Origin of the sequence: Cobetia amphilecti (assembly GCF_032923285.1) — a bacterium.
In the GTDB taxonomy this organism is placed as follows: domain Bacteria; phylum Pseudomonadota; class Gammaproteobacteria; order Pseudomonadales; family Halomonadaceae; genus Cobetia; species Cobetia amphilecti.
Window position 1 is genome coordinate 3,283,262 of the sequence record NZ_CP136695.1, and the last position, 24,965, is coordinate 3,308,226.

Below are 24,965 nucleotides of genomic sequence, written 5' to 3' on the forward strand. Positions count from 1 at the left end.
CGCTCTCACAGTATCAGGCGCTTCGCTGCGCCAGACGCTTCGCTCAGGCCGGTGACGATGCCTTGCGGCGCGCACGCCCCTCGGCGATCTCCACCAGCTGATGCCAGCCCAGTACCGCGGGGGCATCGGCGCTCGGCAACTCTTCCAGCAACACCTTCAGACGCTGACAGCGCTCGGCATCATGGGCATCGACCAGACGCAGCCAGGTGGCAAGCCCCATGGCCTCATGGTGGGTGTTTTCCTGCTCGATGGAGTAGGACAGCCCCTGCTCGATCAGGGAGCGCACCTTCTCCAGCGGCAGGCCCTGAGCACTGCGCAGGCTCGCGACCAGATAGCTGACTTCTGACAGGTAGAAGGAATTGCGCTCCTGGGCGACCAGCAGCACCTTCTCCATGTATTCCTCGGCAGCAGCGTGCTCGCCCAGCGCCATCACGGCGTCCATGTACCACAGGTTGGGACGCTGATGACGCTCGCGTCCGGTCAGCTCCGCGAACTCGTTCATGCTCGACTGCAGCATGGACAGGCCATCGCGGTCGCCGTTCATCGCCCGCGCCCAGCCCAGCACGCCATGCGCAGCCATGTGCCACAGGTGAAGGTCCGCTGAACGCGTCACTTCCAGGGCGCGCTCGGCGCGCTGGGTCGCCAGATGGGTGTGACCCAGCTGGCGATACAGGGAGGTGGAGAACATCAGCGCCATCGCCAGCGAGCCGGGCTGACCGATCTGCTCGGCCATGCGAATCGCCGCCTCGGCCTGCTGCTCGGCCTTCACGTAGTCGCAGCGCAGGCACGATGTCCAGCTCTGCAGACAGGAGGCCGCCACCTGCGGGTGGTCGCTGAACGGCAGCCATTCGAGCACCATCGGATGGTTGACCGGATCGATCTCATCCAGGTGCTCGCCCGCCACACGTACGCGGCCGGCCCAGAACTCGCAGTGGGCACGCGCATAATCGGCCAGGCGACGATAGCGATCATCGGAAAGCTCTTCCGCCAGCTCGCTGAGGCCCGAGGCCAGCGCGAAGGCATCGGCGTGGGCATGACGCTCGCTGCAGCCGACCCAAAGGCCCCATTTGACGATGAAGGCCTGCTCGAGATCCGGCTCGTCGTCCTCGACCAGCGCCGGGCTGCTGAGCAGGTTGCGCGCCTGCACGAAGCTCTCGTGGGCGATGCGTGAGCCATGGCCTTCCAGCGCGAAGCCGGACTGGCCACGTACCGTCAGCAGGCTGACTTCGCGCTCTTCCTGACCATCGACATGCTTGAGGCAGGCCAGGCCGTTGTCCGCCATCTTGAGCGCGGTGCGGTTGGCGCTGATCTCTCGAAGTAACGCGCGGCACGGCTGAAGTTCTGCGACTTGCGCAGGTGAACGGCGAAGTAGCCGGGGTGACGACTGATCCAGGCGGGATACTTGTCCTCGATCAGCGCGACCACCTGATGGTGAATCCGGCGCCGCACATCCCGCGGACACGACAGGTAGGCCGCTTCCTGGATCAGCTGATGGGTAAACTGGTAGTCGAATTCGCTGTCGCTGCTGCAGGCCTCGATGATCTCCAGGCGCTGCATGTTCTCGATGGCGCGCTTGAGGCGGCCCTCCTCGAACTCACAGCTCTGGCGCACGAAGCTCAGCTTGAAGACACGCCCCAACACCGCGGCGGCGTGGGCGACATCACGCCCCTCTTCCAGCTGATCGATACGACTGGAGAGCAGACCGATCAGGCCCTTGGGCAACTCGTCGAGCTGCACCGGACGCCCTTCGCGGCGATCCATGTCGAGACGACGGCAGATTTCCTGCAGGTAGAGCGGCACGCCATCGCAGCGCTCGATGAGCTGACTGCGCATGCGCGGACTCAGGTGCAGGCGATAGCGACGTGACAGGTGCGACAGCAGGCGCGAGACCTGCATCGGATCGAGGCGGCCCAGTGCGATGTGCTGGTCCCAGTTGAGCTTGACCGCCAGGCTGTCGCGGCCGTTGTGGCTCGCGGCCAGCATGAAGCCGATGTTGATCGGCAGACGCGCCTGCAGGCCAGCCAGCACCTTGAGCGACGGCTCGTCTAGCCACTGCAGGTCATCGATCATCATCACCAGCGGACGCAGGCTGGCTGACTTCTCGATCACCAGATGCAGCACGCGCACGACGCGTTCGACCGTCTCGCTGGACTGGATCAGCACTTCGTCTTCGGCAGTATCTTCCGCCGTGCCGAGCACCGCATGGAAGGAGCGACGCACTTCCTCGCTGATGCCCTGCAATGCCTCGGAGGACTCGAACAGCTGCTCGACGCTTTCGCGATCGATATTGCCGTCCAGACGCCAGCGAATCAGCGCCGTCACGACACTGTAGGGTTCCAGCTGCGAGAGACGCGTGGTCGGCATCCAGCACAGCCCGACATCCTGGCTCTGCTCCAGCTGACGGAAATTGACCATCAGGGCCGACTTGCCCATGCCGGAGTTGCCACTGACCAGCACGCTCTGGCGCAGGCCGATGCTGGCGCGGGCCAGCGCATCGCGCAGACGACGCAGCTCGCCCTCGCGACCGATCAAGGTCGGCAGCGAGGATTCGCGGGTGGCGACACTGCTGCCCAGCACCAGCGCACGCAGACGCACGCGACCGTCAGCGGCCAACAGGCGCGAGGTCAAGCGGGGCTGCAGGTCCAGTGCCGGCGGCATGTGCTGACTGGCTTCCTGGGAGATCACCAGCTCGCTGCCTTCGGCGGCGGTCATCAGCTCGAGGGAATATTGCGTGACCTGACCCAGCGGGTCGGCCAGCTGGCGCTCCGGCAGGTAGATGACCTGACCGGAGTGCAGGCCCGCCGACAGCGAGAAGGCCGGCGGCTTGCCTTCACCGTCCCACAGCAAGGCGATCTCATCGGGGATCGCCTTGCTGCAGTGCTCATAGAGCGCGACCAGCTCGGCGAGCTGATGCGCCGGGCCGTGGGTGCCGAAGCATGCCAGACCCACACCACCCGTGGCGCCCGGCAGCCAGAAGCCGCCCAGGTGATGACACTGCTGCTCCAGCCAGCGCAACAGCTCGATCTGCAGCGTCAGGCAGGCACGCGCCCAGACGCGGTCACGATGACTGTCCTTGACGCTCAGACGAATGGCCATGACCGACAGCTGACGGTGATCGATTTCCTCTTCGCGCAGCGGCGCGCTGTCCAGCGACAGGGTCCGTGAAATGGCGCCCTGCGGCGTCATGGCACTCATGGTCTCGCTCTTGCCATCGGACCAGTAGCGCGCCAGCTGCAGGAAGCCGGGGTCCGGCTGCTGACCGGAGAGCGCCAGCTGCTGCAGGAAGGCATTGAACTGCTCATGGGCCGCGGCCGACTGGCCGCCTTCGGCCAGCTGACGCACGAGACGCTCATGGAAGGGGCCGTAACCGGAGAAGCGGCTGACCAGCGTACGCAGCACGTCATCGGGCAGCGGCTCATCCGTGGCCAGCACCCGCTCGGCGAACTGGATGACGCGCTGACGCCACTCGCCACGCACCTTGATCATCCAGCGCTGGAAATCAGGGCACTGGGTCAAGGAGAGCTCCTCGACCAGGTCGCCACGATACAGGGTGAGAATCTCCCCCAGGGTGGCGACGGAGGGCGGTGCCAGCAGCAGGCCGTTGAGCTCGTCGAGGTCAAGCTCCCAGTGCTCCGGCAGCGAGAGCGCGATGGTCTGGCGCGACACCGTCAACAGGTTGTCGGCCTCTTCGCCGAGACTCTGACGCAGACAGTGCAAGGCGTGGCGAAGGTTGGTCCGTCCGGAGGACAGCCCCTGATCCGGCCAGAGCAACTCCGCCAACCCGGCACGGGAGACGGCCTGATCATGCAGCAGCAGATGCAGAAGTAGCGCCTTGACCTTGTCGTAGCTGAACTGAGTCAGCGTGTCATCACCCAACGTCAGCTGGAAATGTCCCAGCAGTGCCAGTTGAGCTTGACCAGATGTTTCCTGCGTCATGTGTCATCCATTTCAAAGTCGCGAACGAAACGCCAGCCCTGCCACGGCGCCGGTGATCCCCTGTCCTTGATCCTTGCCTTAGTCTCTCGTGCCTTGATCCATCGCGTCCCGACCCACCCTGGCCGAGGCGCGCGCTGCCCGTCGTGCGCTCGGCTGACCACTGTGGAAGCGGAAGACAGCATCGGGGGTTTCGATCAGCTCTCGTTCCACTTCACGTAGCACCGCGAGACGGGGTTCCAGTGGTTCATTGGTGTATTGCTCTGCCAACATGAGGTAATCCTCATAGTGACGTCCTTCTGACTTAACCAAAGTGCGATAGAACTTTGCAAGCTCTGGTTCCAGATACGGGATGAGGCGCGCGAAGCGCTCACACGACCTTGCCTCTATCAGGGCGCCGATCAGCAGGATGTCCACCAGGCGTTGCGGGTCTTCGTCCCTGACCTGCTGGCGCAGGGCTTCGGCATAGCGCGAGGCCTTGATATGCCGATAGACGATGCCCCGCTTCTCCATCAGCCCGACCACCTGCTCGAAGTGCAGCAGCTCTTCGCGCGCCAGCTGTGACATCTTGGTCAACAGCAGTGGCCGGTTCACGTAGCGGTACATCAGGCTCATGGCGGTGGAGGCGGCTTTCTTCTCGCACTGCGCATGGTCGATCAGCAACAGCTCCGGATTCTCAAGCGCCGCCTCGACCCAGCTCAGGGGCGTCCTGCAGGGCAGAAAGGCCAGCAGCGACGCCGGCAGCAAGGCATCAGTATCTTCATCGCTTGGCCCCTGCGACGCTGCGATCACGCGCGCGCCAGCCTCACTCTCGCCATACTGCCCAGCATGAACATCATCATGCTGCTTGCTCTGCTCAGGCGCAATCACATTGCGCTCGGTCACGTCGGTCATTGAATTCATTGTCACGTCAGTCTTTTGTCTCGCTCGCTTGCGTCTGCTGCTGACTGACAGGAGACACCTCAACGACGGAGTTCATATCATTATCGGCACGCTTTGCCGCTTCCACCATGATTTCATCGTTTATATGGGCAAAAAGCTGTTCGGGCTCAAGTTCTCGCGCATGGGCCAGTGGTGCGATGCCATATGCCGACAGGTCCTTGATGCGGGTGCGCCCGACGCGCAGCAGCTCAACGGCGCGTGACAGCGCCGACTGATCGGCACGGAAACGGATGCGATGGCGGGTCAGCTGCTCGGCCAGCATGGCGTCATCGGCGACGCGCAGCCAGCGGGCGGCGACCTGACTGCGCAGCTCGTCCAGTGCCAGCATGCGCTGGGCGCGCTGGTCACTGTCATAGCCGAACCAGGCCAGGATCTCATGATCATGACGCTGGCAGCCGCGACAGACGCTATCGCCGACCGTAGTGGAGCAGACACCTACGCAAGGAGAAAGAATACGGCTCATGTTGCCCTCGGGGGAGGCGGGAAGTGTGGTTCGGGGTAACCCCCATCATACCGTGCGTACCTGAGAGCCGACAGCATCGCGCCGTCGGTGCCAAAAGGACCTCTTGTCAGCACCGCGCTGGGCGTCATCAGCGCGTCATCAGGGTTGCCGCTTAGTGTTTGCTCAGCGTGATTTCCTGACAATCAGATGAAATATCAGAATGTTATGCCGCAATAGGCGACCAAAGTCTCAGCCCCCGCCACTGGGCGCTCCTTAACATTGTCGACAAAGTTGAGTAGACTCGCATTCGCCCCGTAGCGCCTGATTCGCTCGCAATAAGACGCTTGAATTACCCGCAAGAAGCCTCGAGGTGCCCCGCCCTGCGTCTTCAAGACGACTGGCCCGCGCATTTCGACACGATTACAGATGAGGGTCTCCCACGTGCTTGAAGCCTACCGTCAACAGGTTGAAGAACGCGCCCAGCAGGGCATCCCGGCAAAGCCGCTGACTGCCGAGCAGACCGCAGAGCTGGTCGAACTGCTCAAGAATCCGCAGGCCGGTGAAGAAGAGTTCATCCTCGATCTGTTCACCAATCGCATTCCCCCGGGCGTTGATGAAGCCGCTTACGTCAAGGCTGGCTTCCTGACCGCCATCGTACGTGGCGAAGCCGCTTCTCCGCTGATCGACAAGACACATGCCGTCAAGCTGCTCGGCACCATGCAGGGCGGCTACAACATCGCCACGCTGGTCGAGCTGCTGGATGACGAAAGCCTGGCCAAGGAAGCCGGCGAACAGCTCAAGCACACACTGCTGATGTTCGACGCCTTCCACGATGTCGCTGACCGCGCCAAGGCCGGCAACGCCGTCGCCCAGGCCGTGCTGCAGTCCTGGGCCGACGCCGAATGGTTCCTGTCCAAGCCGGCGCTGGCCGAGAAGATCTCGCTGGCCGTCTTCAAGGTGCCGGGCGAGACCAATACCGATGACCTGTCTCCGGCGCCTGACGCCTGGTCACGTCCGGACATCCCGCTGCACGCCAACGCGATGCTCAAGAACCCGCGTGAAGGCATCAGCCCGCAGGAAGATGGCGTCGTCGGCCCGCTGGCCCAGATCGAGGAAGTGAAGGCCAAGGGCTTCCCGGTCGCCTACGTCGGTGACGTGGTCGGTACCGGTTCCTCACGCAAGTCCGCCACCAACTCCGTGCTGTGGTTCTTCGGCGACGATATCCCGTTCGTGCCCAACAAGCGCGCCGGCGGTTTCTGCATCGGCAACAAGATCGCGCCGATCTTCTTCAACACCATGGAAGATGCCGGCGCCCTGCCCATCGAGATGGACGTCGAGAAGATGGCCATGGGCGATGTCATCGACATCTACCCGTACGAAGGCAAGGTCTGCCGTCACGACACCGACGAAGTCATCTCCACCTTCTCCCTCAAGACTCAGGTCCTGCTGGACGAAGTGCGTGCTGGCGGCCGTATCCCGCTGATCATCGGTCGCGGCCTGACCGACAAGGCGCGTACCGAGCTGGGTCTGGAGGCGTCTGACGTCTTCCGCCTCCCGGAGCAGCCGAAGGACACCGGCAAGGGCTTCACCCTCGCACAGAAGATGGTCGGCAAGGCCTGCAACCTGGAAGGCGTGCGTCCGGGCATGTACTGCGAGCCGAAGATGACCACCGTCGGCTCCCAGGACACCACTGGCCCGATGACCCGCGACGAGCTGAAGGATCTGGCATGTCTGGGCTTCCAGGCCGACCTGGTGATGCAGTCCTTCTGCCACACCGCTGCCTACCCGAAGCCGGTCGACGTCGAGACTCACCACACCCTGCCCGACTTCATCATGAACCGCGGCGGCGTCTCCCTGCGTCCGGGCGACGGCATCATCCACTCGTGGCTGAACCGCATGCTGCTGCCGGACACCGTTGGCACCGGTGGTGATTCCCACACCCGCTTCCCGATGGGCATCTCCTTCCCGGCGGGTTCTGGCCTGGTGGCCTTCGCCGCCGCCACTGGCGTGATGCCGCTGGACATGCCGGAATCCATCCTGGTGCGCTTCAAGGGTGAACGTCGTCCGGGCATCACCCTGCGTGACCTGGTCCACGCCATCCCGCTGTACGCCATCAAGCAGGGCCTGCTGACCGTCGACAAGGCCAACAAGAAGAACGCCTTCTCTGGCCGCATTCTGGAAATCGAAGGTCTGGAAGATCTGACAGCCGAACAGGCCTTCGAGCTGTCCGACGCCTCTGCCGAGCGTTCCGCCGCCGGTTGTACCATCACGCTGTCCGACGAGAGCGTGACCGAGTACCTGACCTCCAACATCACCCTGCTCAAGTGGATGATCGCCAACGGTTACGGCGATGCCCGTACCATCGAGCGTCGTATCGCGGGCATGGAAGAGTGGCTGGCCAACCCGAGCCAGATGCGTGCCGACAAGGACGCGGAATACGCCGAGATCATCGAGATCGACCTCGCCGAGATCGACCAGCCGGTGCTGTGCGCGCCGAACGACCCCGACGATGCCCGTCTGCTGTCCGACGTCGCCGGTCAGAAGATCGACGAAGTCTTCATCGGCTCGTGCATGACCAACATCGGTCACTTCCGCGCCGCAGGCAAGCTGCTCGAGAAGCAGCCGGCCGGTAGCCTGAAGACCAAGCTGTGGCTGGCACCGCCGACCAAGATGGACCAGCACCAGCTGACCGAGGAAGGCTACTACGGCATCTACGGCCGTGCCGGCGCGCGCATGGAAATGCCGGGCTGCTCACTGTGCATGGGTAACCAGGCACGTGTGGCCGCCAAGTCCACCGTGGTGTCCACCTCCACGCGCAACTTCCCGAACCGTCTGGGCGACGGCGCCAACGTCTTCCTGGCGTCTGCCGAGCTTGCGGCCATCGCGGCCGTGGTCGGTCGTCTGCCGACCGTCGAGGAATATCAGGGCTACATGGGCGAATTCGATGCCATGGCGGGCGAGATCTATCGCTACCTGAACTTCCATGAGATCGAAGAGTTCCAGAACGCCGCTTCCAACGTGATCCCGGTCACCCAGGAAGCCTGATCAGGCGGGGAGTCATGTGCCACTGCATGACTCCCCTCTGACAGCAGCATTGGCGTCATGCCAATTGGCGTCATGCCAGACAACGAAACGGGCCGCCCCTCAAGGGACGGCCCGTTTTTTCATGCCTGCGACAAGCTCGCTGGGCGCAAGCGCCCTGCCTCAGAACTTGTAGCCGACCGAGGCGGTGAAGGCATCCACCTGATAATCGCTGTCGAAGTCATAGCGCTCGTACTCGGCACGAATCAGGAACGGGTCCAGATTGACCTGTGCACCGGCACCATAGACCGGATCAAAGCCGTCGTTGTCCTTCAGATCGACGCTGGAATTGCCCAGATTGCCATCGACATCGGTTTCCCACTTCGCCATCCCCGCCTTGGCGAACAGCGAGAAGTACTGACCGATGGGCAGGATACCCACCACGTTGACACCGTAGGCCTTGGACTCGAGATCGGTATTGCTGAAGTCATTGCCCTTGAGCTGGACAGTCCCCAGGTCGGTGTAGAAGGCCTCGGTGGCGAAGTACGGATTGTACTGATAGCCCACGAAGGCCTTGTAGACGTTGTCGTCATCATCGACATCGAAGTCATCGCTGCCGGATTCGATGAAGTCACCGGCCTCATCGGAATCATCGTTCTCAAGGCTGGAGAAGCCGGTACCGGCGCCGATGTAGAGCCCTTCGTTGGCATTGCCTGCCGCCTGAGCGTGACCACTGAGCGCCAGAGCGAGCGCGGCGAAGGAAACGGTAGCCAACGGGGCGGCCAGAAGACGTGACTTGCTCATGTATTGCTCCTTGATCCAATGGGCGGCACAGGCAGCTGCCGGCCAGGTACTGACGGCAAGACCGCGCCTGTCATGGGTTGCAGGAGCATCGTGGTAGATATAGAACAGTGTTTCAAGAGTGGTGTTTTGACTACTTGTGACGTCGCCAGTCAGCAACATGTCCTCGTGACCTTCCCGCTCCCCCCGCTTGCGCGTGCCCGAGGCCCGCTTAGCCCTTCGCACAGATGCAAAGCCTTGGCGTATCGGGCATTCTCGGAGTTGTGGCATTGCAGCAATCAAAGCGCTCCGTCCCTCAAGCGGCCTGCCCCGGCCGCCCAGCACAAGGAATCCGACATGACGCATCCCATCTCCACCCCCGACCTCTGCGATGAGTTCCCCGACGTGCAGGTGCTCGAGCCACTGTTCATCAACTACGGCGGCGTCGAGTCCTTCGGCGGCGAAGTCGTGACCATCAAGTGCTTCGAGGACAACTCGCTGGTCAAGGAAGCCGTCGCGGAGCCCGGCGCAGGCCGCGTCCTGGTCGTCGATGCCGGCGGCTCGATGCGCTGCGCCATGCTGGGCGACATGCTCGCCGAGCAGGCCGCCAAGAGTGGCTGGGCCGGCGTGATCATGTATGGCTGCATCCGCGATGTGGATGAGATCCACGCCACCAATCTCGGCGTGCAGGCACTGGGCTGCTACCCGCGCCCCAGCATCAAGCGCGGCGAAGGCCAGCGCGATATCCCGGTCACCTTCGCCGGCGTCACCATCGTGCCGGGCGACTATCTCTACGCCGACAACAATGGCGTCATCACCGCCAAGGAAGCGCTGATCCGTACCCAGCCGACTCCCTGAGTCGCCGTCTCGCGCCGCGGTGCACGCCGCAATGAAAACGCCCCCGCAACCAGGCAGGTTGCGGGGGCGTTTCGCGTTCAGCGTCGCGGACTCAGCGAGTGCTGGCAGGCTCAGCGGTCTGTGAGCCGGCCTGAGCACTGGCCTGAGAGGCCGCAGCCGCATCATCGGCACGCGCGAAGCGGTCCACCACGGCGGCGCAGGCAGCGTCACCGGTGATGTTGAGCGCGGTGCGCGTCATGTCGAAGATACGATCCAGTGCGAACAGCAGCGGCAGGCCTTCGATGGGGATACCGGCAGCCAGCAGCACGGCGACCACCAGGAACGACGGCCCCGGCACACCGGCCTGACCGATGGCACCCAGAGTCGCGGTGAACACGATGGCGGCGTAGGCGGAGAAGCCGAGGTCGACATTGAAGACCTGGGCGAAGAACATCGCCACCAGCCCGTAATAGATGGCATTGCCGCTCATGTTGATGGTCGCGCCCAGCGGCAGCACGAAGGCAGAGGTGGCGTTCTTGAGGCCCAGCTCCTTCTCGCAGACTTCCATGTTGACCGGTAGGGTCGCCATGGAAGACGCCGTGGACAGCGCGACGGCCTGCGGCTTCTTCATCGCGGACATGAAGCGGCCCAGCGGCACGTCAGAGCCGAACTTGACCACCAGCGGATAGAACACGAAGCCGTAGATGAGGATGGCGCCCATGTAGACGAGGAACAGCTTCATCACCAGCGTCAGTACATCGAAGCCGAAGGTGCCGACGGCGTCCGCCATCAGGCCGAAGACGCCGATCGGCGCGATCAGCATCACCACGTTGATCATCCACACGAAGGCTTCGATGACGGTGTTCAGGCCTTCGATCAGCGGCTTGCCACGCTCACCGGTCTTGGACAGGCCAATGCCGAGGAACAGGCAGAACACCAGAATCTGCAGGATATTGGCATCGGTGAGTGCACCGAAGATATTGGTCGGCACCATGCCCAGAATGGTGTCCATCACGCCCGGTACGCTGCCCTTGTCAGCGTAGGCATTGGAGAACATGCCCTTGGCGCTTTCCAGGTCCACTCCGCTGCCCGGCTGGAAGACATGCCCCATCACCAGCGCCAGCATCACGGCCACGGCAGAGGTCAGCATGAAGAAGGCGAAGGTGGAGATACCGATCTTGCCGGCAGAAGGGCTGTCGCCCAGATTGGCGGCTCCCGACACGATGGAGACCGCGATCAGCGGCACGACCAGCATCTTGATCAGGTGAATGAACAGCTCACCCAGAGGCGCGAACATCGAGGCGTCTTCGCCCATGTACGCCCCGACACCTGCACCCAGGATCATGGCGATGACTACCTGGACGCCGATGTTTTTCCATAAAGACTGTTTCACGTTACGACTACCTTGGATTGTGTCTGAAAGGTCGGTTGTTGCGTGCCACCGCAGTGCTGGCTACCGGTGAGGCCTGCCGTCATAGTCACCATGGATTCATTGCCACCATGGATATTGTGATCAGCGGGGTGGCTGGGATTGTAAATGACTGCCTTTTTTACATAAGGTAGAAAGATAATCATTTAGTCGCGTAATCGAGATCATTTTGTTGCCATTTGTTACTAACTGACGTCTTCGTGCTGTTTTCTCCCCCATAGGTCTAATGCCTGAACCGACCAATCATTCAGGTTTCAGGCACGAAACGAGAAGCGCCCACCGCACATTGAGTGCGATGGGCGCCCTGGGTGACAACGACCGTCTGCGCCTCAGCGCGTCAGGTCACCATCCTGGGAAGCCTGGGTTACACCAGCTCCTTGTCCGCCAGCATGAACCAGGTTTCCAGCACGGAATCCGGGTTGAGGGAGACGCTGTCGATGCCCTCTTCCATCAGCCACTTGGCCAGCTCCGGATGGTCCGACGGGCCCTGACCACAGATACCGACGTACTTGCCCTGCGCCTTGCAGGCACGGATCGCCATCGACATCAGCTGCTTGACCGCCGGATTACGCTCATCGAAGAGGTGAGCGACGATGCCGGAGTCACGATCCAGCCCCAGGGTCAGCTGGGTCAGGTCGTTGGACCCGATGGAGAAGCCATCGAAGTGCTCGAGGAACTGATCCGCCAGCAGCGCGTTGGTCGGAAGCTCGCACATCATGATGACGCGCAGGCCGTTCTCGCCACGTACCAGACCATTCTCGCCCAGCAGCTTGATGACCTGCTCCGCCTCGCCGGTGGTACGCACGAAGGGCACCATGATCTCGACGTTGGTCAGCCCCATCTCGTCACGAACGCGCTTGAGGGCGCGGCATTCCAGATCGAAGCAGTCGCGGAAGGTATCGGACACGTAGCGCGAGGCGCCACGGAAGCCCAGCATCGGGTTCTCTTCGCCCGGCTCGTACATCTTGCCGCCGATCAGGTTCTCGTACTCGTTGGACTTGAAGTCCGACATGCGCACGATGACCTTCTGCGGATGGAAGGCGGCTGCCAGGGTGGAGATGCCCTCGACCAGCTTGTCGACGTAGAAGTCGACCGGGCTTGCGTAGCCGGCGGTGCGCGCATCGATGGTCTGCTGCAGATCGATGGGCAGGGTGGCGTAGTCGAGCAGCGCCTTGGGGTGCACGCCGATCATGCGGTTGATGATGAACTCGAGACGCGCCAGACCCACGCCGGCATTCGGCAGACGCGAGAAGCTGAAGGCGCGGTCCGGGTTGCCGACGTTCATCATGATCTTGAACGGAATCTCCGGCATCTCGTTGACGCTGGTGACGGTGCGATCGAAGTTGAGGATACCGTCATAGACGTGACCGGTATCGCCTTCGGCGCAGGAGACCGTCACTTCGCGGCCTTCGGCCAGCACCGAGGTCGCGTCGCCACAGCCGACCACGGCCGGAATGCCCAGCTCACGCGCGATGATCGCCGCGTGGCAGGTACGTCCGCCACGATTGGTGACGATGGCGGAGGCACGCTTCATGACCGGCTCCCAGTCCGGATCGGTCATGTCGGTGACCAGCACGTCGCCGACCTGCACCTTGTCCATCTGCTCCGGGTTGTCGATCACGCGCACCGCGCCCTGACCGATACGCTGACCGATGGCACGCCCGGTGACCAGAGTGCGTCCCTTCTCGCGCAGCTGGAAGCGCTCGAGGTTGCCGCCCTCTTCCTGGCTGACGACCGTTTCCGGACGCGCCTGGACGATGTAGAGCTTGCCGTCGTCGCCATCACGCGCCCATTCGATGTCCATCGGACGCTGGTAGTGCTTCTCGATGATCATGGCCTGGCGCGCCAGTGCCTCGACATCGGCATCGCTGATGCAGAAACGGTGACGGTCCGGCACCGGCACGTCGACGGTCTCGACGGAGCGACCCGCACTGGTGTCGTCGGTGTAGACCATCTTGATCAGCTTGGAGCCCAGGTTGCGGCGCAGTACCGCCGGGCGGCCGGCGGCCAGCGTGGTCTTGTGGACGTAGAACTCGTCAGGATTGACCGCGCCCTGCACCACGGTCTCGCCCAGACCCCAGGAGCCGGTGACGAAGACGGCGTCGCGGTAGCCGGATTCGGTGTCCAGGGTGAACATCACGCCGGAAGCGGCCGTCTCGGAGCGCACCATCTTCTGTACGCCGGCAGACAGCGCGACCAGTGAGTGATCGAAGCCCTTGTGCACGCGGTAGGAGATGGCGCGGTCGTTGAACAGTGACGCGAACACCTCGTGAACCGCACGCTTGATGTTGTCGAAGCCTTCGATGTTGAGGAAGGTTTCCTGCTGACCGGCGAAGGAGGCATCCGGCAGATCTTCCGCGGTAGCGGAAGAACGCACGGCGACCTTCAGGTTCGGGTGCCTGGCCTGAAGCTCGGCATAGGCACGTTCCATCTCGGCTTCGAAGGCCGGCGGCAGCGGAGTGTCGATGATCCACTGACGAATCTCGGCACCGACGCGCGCCAGTTCGACCACGTCGTCCACATCGAGGGCATCGAGGGCGGCATTGATACGCTTGTCGAGGCCTTCGTGGGCCAGAAACTCGCGATAGGCATAGGAGGTAGTCGCAAAGCCGCCGGGCACGGTGACACCGGCATCGGCCAGATTGGAGATCATCTCACCGAGCGAGGCGTTCTTGCCGCCAACGCGATCAACATCGTTCATGCCGAGCTGATCGAAATCGACGACGTATTCGGATGTGGCTTGCTGTGACAAGGGAACCCCCTGGTACCAATGGATGGAAACGAATGACCGATGGAGGACGATGAACCGCCTTCCGTTCAGCAATGACGCCACCCTAACAAGCTCTCTCTAGTATTAGCCATTGGTCTAACCGGCTAGTCAGTGGAGGAGGACTACAACCCTGAGCCTGTTTCAGACGTTATGTCGCCATCGTCGGCGAACATGTCGACAAGCCAGGAACGGCCGCTACAGGAATGTAGTCATGAGGCGCTTTTTTAGAGAACGGGAACACGGGATTTCTCATATCGCGCCACTGGCCCTGTGCCGGATATTGCAAGCTCGACAGTGAACACCGACACTTGGGGTCTTCACGGGGCAACAGCCTGAGCGGGCTGGTGTCTTCGATTCGTTCTTCACGAGTGCCCGTCATGACCCGAACCGCCTTCTTCATTTCCGATGGCACCGGCATCACCGCCGAGACACTGGGACGCAGTCTGCTCGCCCAGTTCGAGAATACCGACATCCGCATGGTGACCAAGCCCTACATCGATTCGGCCGAAAAGGCGACGGCACTGGTCAAGGCCATCGAGAGCGCGCATGCCAATGACGGCGAGCGCCCGATCATCATCGACACCATCGTCGACCAGAACATCCGCGACATCATCTCCGAATCCTCCGGCTTCAAGGTCGACATCTTCTCGACCTTCCTCAAGCCGCTGGAAGAGGAACTGGACACCCACTCGTCCTACAGCGTCGGCAAGACCCACTCCATCGGGCAGGACGACGTCTACATGAATCGCATCGATTCGGTGCATTTCGCCCTCGACAACGATGATGGCGCGCGCACGCATCAATACGACAAGGCCGACGTCATCCTCATCGGCGTCTCACGCTGCGGAAAGACCCCGACCTCGCTGTATCTGGCGCTGCAGTTCGGTATCCGCGCGGCCAACTACCCGCTGACCGAGGATGACCTGGACGAGTCCGGCACCCTCAAGATGCCCGCCTCACTGGCGCAATACCGTCACAAGCTGTTCGGGCTGACCATCGACCCGCGTCGTCTGGCCGCCATCCGCACCGAGCGTCGCCCCAACAGCCGCTACTGCTCGATCGACCAGTGTCTGCAGGAAGTCGAGCAGACCGAGGCGCTCTTCCGCCGCTCCAAGGTGCCCTACATCGATACCACGCGTTTCTCGATCGAAGAGATCTCGACACGCATGATCGCCGAGACCGGCCTGGCACGCCGATTCTCACCGCGCTGACCCCGACGCCAGATCATCACAAGTCGAACACAACAACACACGTCGACCACGACGACAGACATCGACCACAACAACAGCGCTACTCACCCAGGAAATCCTCCCATGTTCAACACCAACCACTACTTCGACGGCCAGGTGGCCTCCATCGCCTTCCAGAGCGCAGATCTTCCTGCCACGGTCGGCGTGATGGCCATCGGCGAATTCGTGTTCGCCACCAGCCAACGCGAATACATGACCCTGATCAGCGGCGACATGCAGGTACTGCTGCCGGGCGCGGAAGAATGGTATCAGCTCGCCGCCGGTGAAAGCTTCATCGTCGAAGCCAACCAGAGCTTCGAGGTGCGCACCACGGTCGAATCCGCCTACCTGTGCAAGTACGAAGACGCCTAAGGCACTGGTAAACAAAGCCCAAGGCGCTGAAAGCCAGACATGAAAAAGCCGCCGTACCCTCTCGGGTCACGGCGGCTTTTTTTCGTCACGACGATTGTCTCTCGCTACCAGGCTCAGCCGCGCTGCCTGAGGACCGAGCGTAGCGCCAGATAACTGATGCCGCCCATCAACAGGTAACTTGTCGCCACCCCGGCAAAGATGCCGATCACGCCATACAGGGCGCCGCCCAGCCAGGCCAGCGGCACCAGCAAGGCGAACAGACGCACCAGCGAGAGCATCATCGCGCGGCGCGGCTTGTGCAGCGCATTGAGGCTGGAATTGGCGAGAATGATCACGCCCTGGGCCCCGAGGGCGGCGGGTATCAGCCACAGATAGGTGCTGACCAGTCCCGCGACCTCCTGACTCTCGGCGAAACGCGCCGCGATCCACTCTCCGCCCAGCCCGAGCCCCAACCAGACCACCAGCTGCCAGACGAGAATGAAGGCCAGCACGCCGTGGATGGCGCGCCACACGCGCTTCTGCTGGCCGGCACCATCGTTCTGGCTGATGAAGGGCGACAGCGTCATGGACAGCGCCAGCACCAGAATCAGCGCCAGCGACTCGATGCGTGAGCCGATACCGTAAGCCGCCACCGCCGCGTGACCATGCTGACTGACGATACGCGTGACCAGCGCGGTGGCAATCGGCGTCATCACGCTGGTCAGCGCGGCAGGCAGGCCGATCGCCCCGACCTCGCGCCATGACGTCACCAGCCGCGTCACGCTCAGGTGCCGAAAATCGAGTCGCGCGCGCAGCAGTGGCAATGCCAGCAAGCCCAGCGTCATCGCCAGCCATGACAGCACCGTGGCCAGTGCCGCCCCCGCCACGCCCATGCCCTGCCAGTCACCGATGCCGAAGATCAGCAGCGGGTCGAGCAGCGCATTGAGCACCCCCGCCGCCGCCATCACCAGCGAGGGCACCAGCGTATTGCCCTCGGCGCGCAGCACGCTGCCCAGCACGCGCGGCAGCAACACGAAGGGCGCGCCGAAATACCACACCTGCATGTAGTCGCGGATATGCGGCATCAGGGTGTCATCGGCCCCCAGCAGCCCGAACAGCGGCTCGATGCTGGCAAGCCCCAGCACCAGCATCACCAGCCCCAGCAGCAGCCCCAGCAGACTGGAATCCGTGGTGCGCGCCTTGACAGTCTCGAGCTCACCTCGCCCCAGCCGCCGCCCCACCACGGCGGTGGTGCCGATGGACAGACCGATGGCGATGCTGATCACGCCGAAGGTGACCGGGAAGGTCATGGTCACCGCCGCCAGCTCCGGCGTGCCCAGCTGGGCGATGAACCAGGCATCCACCAGGTTGAACAGCATCATGGTGACGATGCCGCCGATCACCGGCCCCGTCATGCGCGCCAGCGTCGAGGCGATCGGGTCACGCACCAGATCGCGCGTGCCACGCCGAGACGAGGCACGTTTGGGGGTGGCAGGGGTATCAGGGTCAGACATACAGGCTCCGGACAGAAAACGACCCCGACCGGCGAGGCGCCAGCGGGGCCGAACAGTGTAAAGCATCAGCGTGTCAGGTGAGGGGCAACGCCGGATCGCGCCGAGCAGCCCCGCGCTGCGTCAGTTGCCCTGCATGAAGGGCGAGACGACCTCTCCGCCCGCCTCACGCCAGGCCGCGAAGCCGCCACCCAGATGGGCCACCGGCCCGAACCCCATGTCCTTGAGCGACTTGGTGGCCAACGCCGAGCGCAGCCCACCGGCGCAGAACAGCACATAGCGCCCTTCGCGCGCAAAGTCGGCGCGGTGATAGGGCGAGGCCGGGTCGACCCAGAACTCCAGCATGCCGCGCGGCGCATGGATGGCGCCGGGGATGCGCCCTTCCCGCTCCAACTCACGCACATCGCGGATGTCCACCAGCGTCAGAGGCGTGCCGCCGGCGCGGGCCTCTTCCAGCGCCTCGCGCAGCTCGCGGGGCGACAGGGTCTCGATCTCCGTCTCGGCGGCGGCCACCAGCTCACTGACCGGTCGAATCATGGGGTGCTCCTTGCAGATGATGTTGTCCTCGGGGTGCATGTCAGCGGCTGGCGGCGTGACAGCTCACGCATCCGCCTCGCCACAGCGATAGAAGCGCTGGATGCTCGAGAAATCGAGGCGTCCTGCGCCCTGGGCTGCATGCTGGACGAACAGATTACGCGCCTGGGAGCCCATTGGCACCGCCGATTTCGAGCCCAGCGCCATCTCCCAGGCAAGGCCAAGATCCTTGGTCATCAGATCGACCAGGAAACCGCCCTGATAATCATTGGAGGCCGGCGCGGCTTCCATCACGCCGGGCCAGGGATTGTAGACGTTGAGCGCCCAGTTGCCGCCGGATGACTGCTTCATCACCTCCGAGAGCACGGCCGGGTCCAGTCCGTTCTTGACCCCCAGCGCCAGCGCCTCGGCGGTGCCGCTCATCAGGATGCCCAGCAGCATGTTGTTGCAGATCTTGGCGACCTGGCCGCTGCCGGCAGGGCCTGCGTGGAACAGATTCTTGCCCATCACTTCCAGCAGCGGCTCGGCACGCGCATAGCCGTCGGCCTCGCCGCCGACGATGAAACTCAGCGTACCGGCACGCGCGCCACCGACCCCGCCGGACACCGGGGCATCCATGAAGGTGATGCCACGCTCGGCGGCGTGGCGCGCGACCAGACGGGCGTCATCCGGCGCGATGGTCGAGGCGTCGATCACCAGCACCGAGGCGTCGAGCGTGGCCAGGAGGCCACCCGCACCGTCTTCCTTGTCGCCCAGATAGAGCTTTCGCACGTGCTGACCGGCCGGCAGCATGCTGATCAACACCTCGACACCCTCGATGACCTCTTCGGGGGATGCTGCGCGGGTGGCGCCCGCCTCGACCAGTTCGCTCATGGCCGATTCGACCAGATCGAAGACCCTTACCGCATGGCCAGCCTTGACCAGATTGAGCGCCATGGGCCCGCCCATGTTGCCGAGTCCGATGAAACCGATGGATGTCATGGCAATGCTTCCTTGTGAACAGATTCTTGTTGTCATTGGCGTCCGGCGACATGGCCGCGCCTGCCGCCTGTACTGAAAAGCGTGTTCAGAGGTCCATCAGCGGATGCTCATCCTCTTCCCACAGCGGCGCGAAGAAGCCGTCGATGTATTCCTCGGAGACCTGGGCGATCGAGGCATAGGCCCACTGCGGCTGCTTGTCCTTGTCGATCAGCAGGGCGCGCACCCCTTCGGCAAGCTCGGTGCCCATGCAGCAGCGCACCGACAGGGTCAGCTCGTCACGGAAGGCCTCCGCCAGCGAGGAGTGGCGATGGCGTGCCAGCATGCGAAATACCAGATGCGGTGAACTGGGGCAGCCGGCCAGCAGGCGCTCGCGGTTGGCATTCAGCCACGCATTGCAGTCACTGCGCGCCTGGGGATCATCGATGATTCGTTGGCAGGCCTTCAGCACTTCACGCCCGGCGACCAGCTGCTGAAGGTGATCGAAGAGCGGCAGCACCTGCCCCGGCGGTGCCAGTTCACGACGCTCGAAATCGCTCAGCACCTGGCTCAGATGACGCGACGGGTGACGGCCGAACTCTCCCTCGCACAACGCCTGCTTGAGCGCCTCGCGCTGCTCATCGGGAATCAGGCGTGTCGCAAGCCCCAGATCCAGCGCATCGCGGGCATTCAGCTGCGCACCGGTCGCGCCGAGATATTCTCCGATACCACGCGGCAGGCGATTGAGCAGCCAGCTGGCACCGACATCCGGGTACAGGCCGATGCTGACTTCCGGCATCGCCAGTCGCGAACTCTCGGTGACCACGCGCTCACAGCCGCCGGCGAACAGCCCCATGCCGCCACCCATCACGATGCCGCCACCCCACACCAGCAGCGGCTTGGGGAAGGTATGCAGGCGGTGATCGAGCCGGTATTCGGCGGTGAAGTAGCGGGTGGCGAAGAAATCATCCAGCGCCTCGAGGGGGTCTGCGCCTTCGCTGGCAGGCGCCGTGGTCATCGCCTGATAGAGCGCCACGATATCGCCACCGGCACACAGCGCACGCTCGCCGGCGCCTTCCAGCCACACCATGGCGATGCTGCTGTCCAGCTCCCAGGCATCCAGCTGTGCCTCGATGCGCTCGATCATGGCCAGCGACAGCGCATTCAGCGAGCGCGGCGCATTCAGGCGCACGATTCCCAGCTGCTTGCCGTCGCGGGCGCGACGCGTCTCGAACACCACGGGTGCCTCGACATCGGTCGTGGCCTTGGCGGTGACACCTTCTATCTGGCTCATGAGCGCCCTCCTCCCTTCACCTCTTCCTGACGCGAGACCCACTGCGGGGCGCGCTTCTCGAGGAAGGCGCTCACGCCTTCCTTCTGGTTGGGGTCATCGAACAGCTCGACGAACAGCTCGCGCTCCATGCGCAGGCCATCGCTCATGCCGCGATGGCGTGACGACATGATCAACGCCTTGCAGCGTGCCACCGCGCTCGGGCTCTGGTTGGCGACGCTCTCGGCGATCGCCAGTGCGCGCTCGAAGCTCTGGCCGGTCTCGACCACCTCTTCCGCCAGCCCGATGCGACCGGCGGTCTCGGCATCCACCTGTTCACCACACAGGATCATGCGCTTGGCCCAGCCTTCGCCGACCAGCCACGGCAGGTGCTGGGTGCCGCCCGCACACGGCAACAGCCCCACCTTGGCCTCCGGCAGTGCCAGCCTGGCCTGCCGCTCGACGATGCGCATGTCACAGGCCAGCGCGCACTCTAGTCCGCCGCCCATCGCGTAGCCGTTGACGGCGGCGATCGTCACGCCCGGGAAGTTGGCCAGCCGCTCGAAGGCCAGCCCGAAACGACGCGCCATGGTAGCGGCGACGCCCTTGTCACCATCGGCGAAGGTCTTGAGATCAGCGCCGGCGGAGAAGAACTTGTCGCCCTCACCGGTGATCACCACCGCACTTATGCTGCCATCGCCCTCCAGCTCGTCGAGCAGCTGCTCCAGCTCGATCAAGGACGCTTCCGTCCAGGTGTTGGCCGGCGGGTTGTTGATGGTGACCCGGGCGATATGACGATCCTTCTCGAGAACGAGGCATGGCCCTTGACTGGATGACATCATGTAACTCCCTGAAAGATGGTAACCAATGACGAATTGAAGTGGAGGCGGCGTTACGCCAGCGACTCGATCATGCCCGGCGTCAGAAGACGCCGCGCGATGATCAGACGCATGATCTCGTTGGTGCCTTCCAGAATCTGGTGCACACGGGTGTCACGCACCAGCCGCTCCAACGGGTACTCGCGGATATAACCGTAGCCGCCATGCAGCTGAAGTGCCTGATTGCAGACCTCAAAGCCCATGTCGGTGGCGAAGCGCTTGGCCATCGCACAGTGGGCGCTGGCCTCGGCGTCACCCTCATCGAGCTTGAAGGCCGCCAGCCGCACCAGGGTGCGCGCCGCGGTCAGTTCGGTGGCCATGTCGGCCAGCTTGAACTGCAGGGCCTGGAACTGGGCCAGCTCGCGTCCGAACTGCTTGCGCTCGCCGAGATAATCCCGCGACAGCTCCAGCGCCTTCTGGGCCGCGCCCAGTGAGCAGGTGGCGATGTTGATGCGACCGCCATCCAGCGCCTTCATCGCGAAGCGAAAGCCCTCGCCCTCCTCGCCCAGACGATTGACCGCCGCAACCCGCACGCGATCGAAGCTCACCAGCCGGGTCGGCTGGCTGTTCCAGCCCATCTTGTCTTCCTTCTTGCCGTAGCTGATGCCCTCGGCGTCAGCCGGTACCACGAAGGCCGAGATACCCGCCGCGCCGCTGTCCGGCTCGCCGGTACGCGCCATCACCACCAGCACGTCCGTGGCGCCGGCACCGGAGATGAACATCTTGGAGCCACTCAGATAGTAGTCATCGCCCTCACGCTCGGCGCGGGTGCGCAGGCTGGCGGCATCACTGCCGCTGCCCGGCTCGGTCAGGCAGTAGGAACCGAGCTTGTCGCCTGCCACCATCGCCGGCACCCACTGCTCGCGGCAGCTGTCCGTGGCGAAACTGGCGATCATCCAGCCCACCATGTTGTGGATGGTGATGTAGGCAGTGGTCGAGATGCAGCCGGTCGCCAGCTGCTCGAGAATGATGGAGCTGTCGAGGCGTGGCAGGCCAAGGCCGCCGTGCTCCTCGGGGACGTAAAGCCCCATGAAGCCGGCCTCGCCCGCCTTGCGAAGTGTCTCGATGGGGAAGTGGGCCGTGGCGTCCCACTCGGCGGCATGCGGGGCAAGCTCGGCATCCGCGAAGGCACGCGCCCCCTCCTGGAGGGCACGCTGGTCATCGGTCAGCGAAAAGTTCATGCAGCTGCCTCCTGTTGTCCTTGTTCTGTCGGCCCGGGTCTATCGCCCGGGCCTGTCAAAGCGGCTCAGCGCACCTGAGGAGCCATCAGCGCATCTGAAGAGCCCTCAGCGGTCTTGTGAAAAGAGCCCTCAACGGTCTTGTGAAGAGAGCCCTCAGCGGCCTTGTAAAGAGAACCCTCAGCGCATCTGGATCGAGAAGTTGGGCTGATTGCCCTCGGCCGGCGCATCGTCGAACCAGCGCGCCGTCACCGTCTTGGTCTCGGTATAGAAGCGCACCGCCTGCTTGCCATAGGCATGCAGATCACCGAAGAAGCTGCCGCGCCAGCCGGTGAAGGAGAAGAACGGCAGCGGTACCGGAATCGGCACGTTGATGCCGACCTGACCGACCGCGATCTCGTTCTGGAAGCGCCGCGCCGCGCCGCCGGAGCGCGTGAAGATGGAGGTGCCGTTGCCATAGGGGTTGTTGTTGATCAGCTCGATGGCCTCAGACAGATCCGCCGCCCCCATGCAGCACAGCACCGGCCCGAAGATCTCCTCGCGATAGAGCACCATTTCCGGCGTCACCTTGGAGAACAGACACGGCCCCAGCCAGTTGCCATCGGGATAGCCCGCCACCGAGACGCCGCGACCATCCAGCAGCAGCTCGGCACCTTCCTGCTCGCCCTGCTGGATCCAGCCGGTCACGCGCTCCAGCGCCTGCGGCGAGATCAGCGGCCCGTAGCTGGCGCCCTTGTCATCCCAGGCGCCCGGGCGCACCTCGGCCAGCGCGTCGCGCACCCGCTCGATCAAGGCCTTCGAATCACCGACGAAGACCGCCACCGAGATCGCCATGCAACGCTGACCCGCTGCGCCGACACTGGCACCGACCAGCGCGTTGACGACCTGGTCGGCCGGGGCGTCCGGCATGATCACCATGTGATTCTTGGCGCCGGCGAAGCACTGGGCGCGCTTGAGGTTGTCGGTGGCGGTGCGATAGATGTGCTGACCCACCGGCACCGAGCCGACGAAGCTGACGGTGCGCGGAATCTCGTGGGCGAGCAGATGATTGACCTGGTCGCGCCCGCCCTGCACCACGGTCAGGATGCCTTCGGGGGCACCCGCTTCCATGAACAGCTCCGCCAGCCGCAGCGTGGTCAGCGGCACCTGCTCGGACGGCTTGAGCACGAAGGCATTGCCACAGGCGATGGACAGCGGGAACATCCACAGCGGTATCATGGCGGGGAAGTTGAACGGCGTGATCCCAAGGCAGACACCCAGCGACTGGGTCACGGAATAGCTGTCGATGCCGGTGGCGACGTTCTCCACAGTCTCGCCCATCAGCAGGCTGGGAATGTTGGCGGCGTGCTCGACCACCTCGATGCCGCGCCACACATCGCCCTTGGCGTCCTCGAAGGTCTTGCCCAGCTCGTGGGAGATGATCTCGGCCAGCTCGTCATGATGCTGCTTGAGCAGATGCTGATAGCTGAGCATCAGGCGGGCACGGGTCGGCACCGGCGTGTTGCGCCAGCGCTGGAAGGCCTGTTCGGCGTGGTCCAGCGCTTCATCCAGCTCACTCAGCGGTGACAGGGGCACGCGGGCGATCTCGCCGTTGGTGGCCGGGTTGGTGACGCTCAAGTGCTGATCGGCGCGACTTTCGACAAAGTGACCATTGATCAGCTGAGGCAGCAGCAGCGACGCGCTGTCACCGGCGACCACGGCGCGCAGGCGTGACAGCAGCTCCAGTGAACCGGTAGAGGGCGAGCCAGTAGAGGGCGTGAGAGACGTCGAAGACATGGCGTGGCATTCCTGTGGCTGTTGTTATTGGGAGGAAGACAGTGTGTCAACAGAGCCGAAGTCGTCAGGCTGAGCCGCATTGCAGAGCTGAAGACGTTCTGCAGAAAACGGCAAGCCGAGACTGTGATCTGATTCAACCTAGCATCTGCTTGGTTGGCTGCAAATACTATTACCCTTTACGTTAACGTAAACAATGCTAGTCTGTAGAAAATTCACGGCCAGACGCCGCTGGCACCCACTGCGCCAAGGAGCATTCCCCTCTCCTTGGCGCGCACAGCATCCGGAGCGGCAGCGCCCATGACAGATACGATGATGACCCCAAGTCCTGACCCCAAATCCCGGGCAACGCCTGATGGCGCGACACACGATACCGGTGTGGAGTCTCTGCTGAGCACCACCAGCACCAGCGACGCCATCCGCCCGACCCAGCGCACCTGGAGCATCGGCGAGCTGGCACGCCATTTCGACGTGACCACGCGCACCATCCGCTTCTACGAGCAGGAAGGTCTGCTGCACCCGGAGCGACGCGGTCAGACGCGCGTCTATCGCGACAAGGACCGCGTGCGTCTCAAGCTGACCCTGCGCGGCAAGCGACTGGGCTTCTCGCTGGCCGAGATTCGTGAAGTGGTCGACCTTTACGACGCCGCCGACGGCGGTGGCGAGAAGCAGCTCACCCGCCTGCTTGGCATCCTGAGCGAAAAGCGTGAGGGCCTTGAGCGACAGCTGCGCGATCTCACCGCCATGCAGCGCGAGCTGGATGACGTCGAGACACGTGCCCGCGAAGCCCTCGCTCGCCTGGCCGGCGACAGCGAGAGCTGATTGGAGTCCACAACGCCAGAACCCACTCGCGCCAGCAGCAGCTATATAACTGCCGGCTACACAAGTGACAGCGACTAGACTGTCTATAGAGAATCGTCAGTAGAAAACTGACCAGCGCCTCGCGAGTGCGGGCGACAGCAGACTGCCGGAGAGCAGCGCGTCGCCCGCTGACCTCACGACAAGACGACAAAAACGAAAAGAACGACAACACTGCGTCACCGCCTCCCTGAGGCGGCTCCCCCTGACAAGCCTTGCCTCACCAATAACAACCAAGGACACAGGAAAGCACCATGTCACAGGACGCCATC

General features: G+C 63.5%; 19 protein-coding genes. 5 read left to right on the forward strand and 14 right to left on the reverse strand.

Annotated elements, in window-relative coordinates:
- Positions 1-43 precede the first annotated feature (43 nt).
- The 4 genes from R1T44_RS14005 to R1T44_RS14020 form a co-directional block, all read right to left on the reverse strand.
- Positions 44-1,282: an ATP-binding protein gene (locus tag R1T44_RS14005; protein WP_317292246.1), complete on the reverse strand. Its 1,239-nt coding sequence runs from the start codon at positions 1,280-1,282 to the stop codon at positions 44-46.
- Positions 1,213-3,936 carry an AAA family ATPase gene (locus R1T44_RS14010; RefSeq protein WP_317292247.1) on the reverse strand — a complete coding sequence of 908 codons (2,724 nt, stop codon included), beginning with the start codon at positions 3,934-3,936 and terminating at the stop codon, positions 1,213-1,215. Before R1T44_RS14010 ends, R1T44_RS14005 begins: the two co-directional genes overlap by 70 nt.
- 78 nt (positions 3,937-4,014) lie before the next feature.
- Positions 4,015-4,827, reverse strand: a complete 813-nt coding sequence (gene miaE / locus R1T44_RS14015) for a tRNA-(ms[2]io[6]A)-hydroxylase (protein ID WP_215823239.1) — start codon at positions 4,825-4,827, stop codon at positions 4,015-4,017.
- 16 nt (positions 4,828-4,843) lie between these two features.
- Positions 4,844-5,338 (reverse strand): DUF1289 domain-containing protein, encoded by a 495-nt coding sequence (locus R1T44_RS14020; protein ID WP_192837576.1) that lies wholly within the window; start codon positions 5,336-5,338, stop codon positions 4,844-4,846.
- 420 nt (positions 5,339-5,758) lie between these two features.
- Between R1T44_RS14020 and acnB the strand changes: the two genes are divergently transcribed.
- On the forward strand, positions 5,759-8,362 hold the full coding sequence (acnB, locus tag R1T44_RS14025; RefSeq protein ID WP_284726698.1) for a bifunctional aconitate hydratase 2/2-methylisocitrate dehydratase: 2,604 nt from the start codon (positions 5,759-5,761) through the stop codon (positions 8,360-8,362).
- A gap of 159 nt (positions 8,363-8,521) precedes the next feature.
- Here the strand turns inward: acnB and R1T44_RS14030 are convergent, their stop codons facing one another.
- Positions 8,522-9,142 carry a porin family protein gene (locus tag R1T44_RS14030; RefSeq protein WP_213113966.1) on the reverse strand — a complete coding sequence of 207 codons (621 nt, stop codon included), beginning with the start codon at positions 9,140-9,142 and terminating at the stop codon, positions 8,522-8,524.
- 333 nt (positions 9,143-9,475) lie between these two features.
- On the opposite strand from R1T44_RS14030, the gene rraA reads away from it, so the two are divergent.
- The gene (gene rraA / locus R1T44_RS14035; RefSeq protein WP_043331314.1) at positions 9,476-9,976 is read left to right on the forward strand and encodes a ribonuclease E activity regulator RraA; all 501 of its coding nucleotides are present in this window, start codon (positions 9,476-9,478) and stop codon (positions 9,974-9,976) included.
- 91 nt (positions 9,977-10,067) lie between these two features.
- On the opposite strand, the gene R1T44_RS14040 is transcribed toward rraA, so the two are convergent.
- Together R1T44_RS14040 and ppsA are read right to left on the reverse strand one after the other, a co-directional pair.
- Positions 10,068-11,348, reverse strand: coding sequence for a dicarboxylate/amino acid:cation symporter (locus R1T44_RS14040; RefSeq protein ID WP_197738682.1), 1,281 nt, complete (start codon positions 11,346-11,348; stop codon positions 10,068-10,070).
- A 400-nt stretch (positions 11,349-11,748) separates the two neighbouring features.
- Positions 11,749-14,136 carry a phosphoenolpyruvate synthase gene (ppsA, locus tag R1T44_RS14045; RefSeq protein WP_043331316.1) on the reverse strand — a complete coding sequence of 796 codons (2,388 nt, stop codon included), beginning with the start codon at positions 14,134-14,136 and terminating at the stop codon, positions 11,749-11,751.
- A gap of 395 nt (positions 14,137-14,531) precedes the next feature.
- Here ppsA and ppsR point away from each other — a divergent pair, with 395 nt between their 5' ends.
- Both ppsR and ppnP read left to right on the forward strand, forming a co-directional pair.
- Positions 14,532-15,365 carry a posphoenolpyruvate synthetase regulatory kinase/phosphorylase PpsR gene (ppsR, locus tag R1T44_RS14050; RefSeq protein WP_043331317.1) on the forward strand — a complete coding sequence of 278 codons (834 nt, stop codon included), beginning with the start codon at positions 14,532-14,534 and terminating at the stop codon, positions 15,363-15,365.
- A 102-nt stretch (positions 15,366-15,467) separates the two neighbouring features.
- Positions 15,468-15,755, forward strand: a complete 288-nt coding sequence (gene ppnP / locus R1T44_RS14055; protein ID WP_043331318.1) for a pyrimidine/purine nucleoside phosphorylase — start codon at positions 15,468-15,470, stop codon at positions 15,753-15,755.
- A 113-nt stretch (positions 15,756-15,868) separates the two neighbouring features.
- Here the strand turns inward: ppnP and R1T44_RS14060 are convergent, their stop codons facing one another.
- The 7 genes from R1T44_RS14060 to R1T44_RS14090 all read right to left on the reverse strand — a co-directional run bounded on the left by R1T44_RS14060 (position 15,869) and on the right by R1T44_RS14090 (position 23,838).
- Entirely contained in the window at positions 15,869-17,248 is a 1,380-nt protein-coding gene (locus R1T44_RS14060) for an MATE family efflux transporter (RefSeq protein WP_284726559.1), read from the reverse strand.
- A gap of 120 nt (positions 17,249-17,368) precedes the next feature.
- Positions 17,369-17,782, reverse strand: coding sequence for a rhodanese-like domain-containing protein (locus tag R1T44_RS14065; RefSeq protein WP_107336265.1), 414 nt, complete (start codon positions 17,780-17,782; stop codon positions 17,369-17,371).
- 63 nt (positions 17,783-17,845) lie between these two features.
- Entirely contained in the window at positions 17,846-18,760 is a 915-nt protein-coding gene (gene mmsB / locus R1T44_RS14070) for a 3-hydroxyisobutyrate dehydrogenase (protein ID WP_284726560.1), read from the reverse strand.
- A gap of 85 nt (positions 18,761-18,845) precedes the next feature.
- Positions 18,846-20,030 carry an enoyl-CoA hydratase/isomerase family protein gene (locus R1T44_RS14075; RefSeq protein WP_284726561.1) on the reverse strand — a complete coding sequence of 395 codons (1,185 nt, stop codon included), beginning with the start codon at positions 20,028-20,030 and terminating at the stop codon, positions 18,846-18,848.
- Positions 20,027-20,845, reverse strand: a complete 819-nt coding sequence (locus R1T44_RS14080) for an enoyl-CoA hydratase (RefSeq protein WP_192837571.1) — start codon at positions 20,843-20,845, stop codon at positions 20,027-20,029. Before R1T44_RS14080 ends, R1T44_RS14075 begins: the two co-directional genes overlap by 4 nt.
- Before the next feature lie 53 nt (positions 20,846-20,898).
- Entirely contained in the window at positions 20,899-22,065 is a 1,167-nt protein-coding gene (locus tag R1T44_RS14085; protein ID WP_284726562.1) for an acyl-CoA dehydrogenase family protein, read from the reverse strand.
- A gap of 177 nt (positions 22,066-22,242) precedes the next feature.
- Positions 22,243-23,838 (reverse strand): CoA-acylating methylmalonate-semialdehyde dehydrogenase, encoded by a 1,596-nt coding sequence (locus R1T44_RS14090; protein WP_317292248.1) that lies wholly within the window; start codon positions 23,836-23,838, stop codon positions 22,243-22,245.
- A 297-nt stretch (positions 23,839-24,135) separates the two neighbouring features.
- On the opposite strand from R1T44_RS14090, the gene R1T44_RS14095 reads away from it, so the two are divergent.
- A complete protein-coding gene (locus R1T44_RS14095) occupies positions 24,136-24,657 on the forward strand; it encodes a MerR family transcriptional regulator (protein ID WP_317292249.1) in 522 nt (173 codons plus the stop codon).
- Positions 24,658-24,965 lie beyond the last annotated feature (308 nt).

Excerpts from the sequence above, each read along its gene's own strand:
- ppnP (WP_043331318.1), top strand. The coding sequence starts at position 15,468 with ATGTTCAACACCAACCACTACTTCGACGGCCAGGTGGCCTCCATCGCC.
- R1T44_RS14010 (WP_317292247.1), bottom strand. The coding sequence starts at position 3,936 with ATGACGCAGGAAACATCTGGTCAAGCTCAACTGGCACTGCTGGGACAT.
- rraA (WP_043331314.1), top strand. The coding sequence starts at position 9,476 with ATGACGCATCCCATCTCCACCCCCGACCTCTGCGATGAGTTCCCCGAC.
- R1T44_RS14020 (WP_192837576.1), bottom strand. The coding sequence starts at position 5,338 with ATGAGCCGTATTCTTTCTCCTTGCGTAGGTGTCTGCTCCACTACGGTC.
- R1T44_RS14090 (WP_317292248.1), bottom strand. The coding sequence starts at position 23,838 with ATGTCTTCGACGTCTCTCACGCCCTCTACTGGCTCGCCCTCTACCGGT.
- ppsR (WP_043331317.1), top strand. The coding sequence starts at position 14,532 with ATGACCCGAACCGCCTTCTTCATTTCCGATGGCACCGGCATCACCGCC.
- R1T44_RS14030 (WP_213113966.1), bottom strand. The coding sequence starts at position 9,142 with ATGAGCAAGTCACGTCTTCTGGCCGCCCCGTTGGCTACCGTTTCCTTC.
- R1T44_RS14075 (WP_284726561.1), bottom strand. The coding sequence starts at position 20,030 with ATGAGCCAGATAGAAGGTGTCACCGCCAAGGCCACGACCGATGTCGAG.
- R1T44_RS14095 (WP_317292249.1), top strand. The coding sequence starts at position 24,136 with ATGACAGATACGATGATGACCCCAAGTCCTGACCCCAAATCCCGGGCA.
- R1T44_RS14065 (WP_107336265.1), bottom strand. The coding sequence starts at position 17,782 with ATGATTCGACCGGTCAGTGAGCTGGTGGCCGCCGCCGAGACGGAGATC.
- miaE (WP_215823239.1), bottom strand. The coding sequence starts at position 4,827 with ATGACCGACGTGACCGAGCGCAATGTGATTGCGCCTGAGCAGAGCAAG.
- R1T44_RS14080 (WP_192837571.1), bottom strand. The coding sequence starts at position 20,845 with ATGTCATCCAGTCAAGGGCCATGCCTCGTTCTCGAGAAGGATCGTCAT.
- mmsB (WP_284726560.1), bottom strand. The coding sequence starts at position 18,760 with ATGACATCCATCGGTTTCATCGGACTCGGCAACATGGGCGGGCCCATG.
- R1T44_RS14005 (WP_317292246.1), bottom strand. The coding sequence starts at position 1,282 with ATGGCGGACAACGGCCTGGCCTGCCTCAAGCATGTCGATGGTCAGGAA.
- R1T44_RS14060 (WP_284726559.1), bottom strand. The coding sequence starts at position 17,248 with ATGTCTGACCCTGATACCCCTGCCACCCCCAAACGTGCCTCGTCTCGG.
- R1T44_RS14085 (WP_284726562.1), bottom strand. The coding sequence starts at position 22,065 with ATGAACTTTTCGCTGACCGATGACCAGCGTGCCCTCCAGGAGGGGGCG.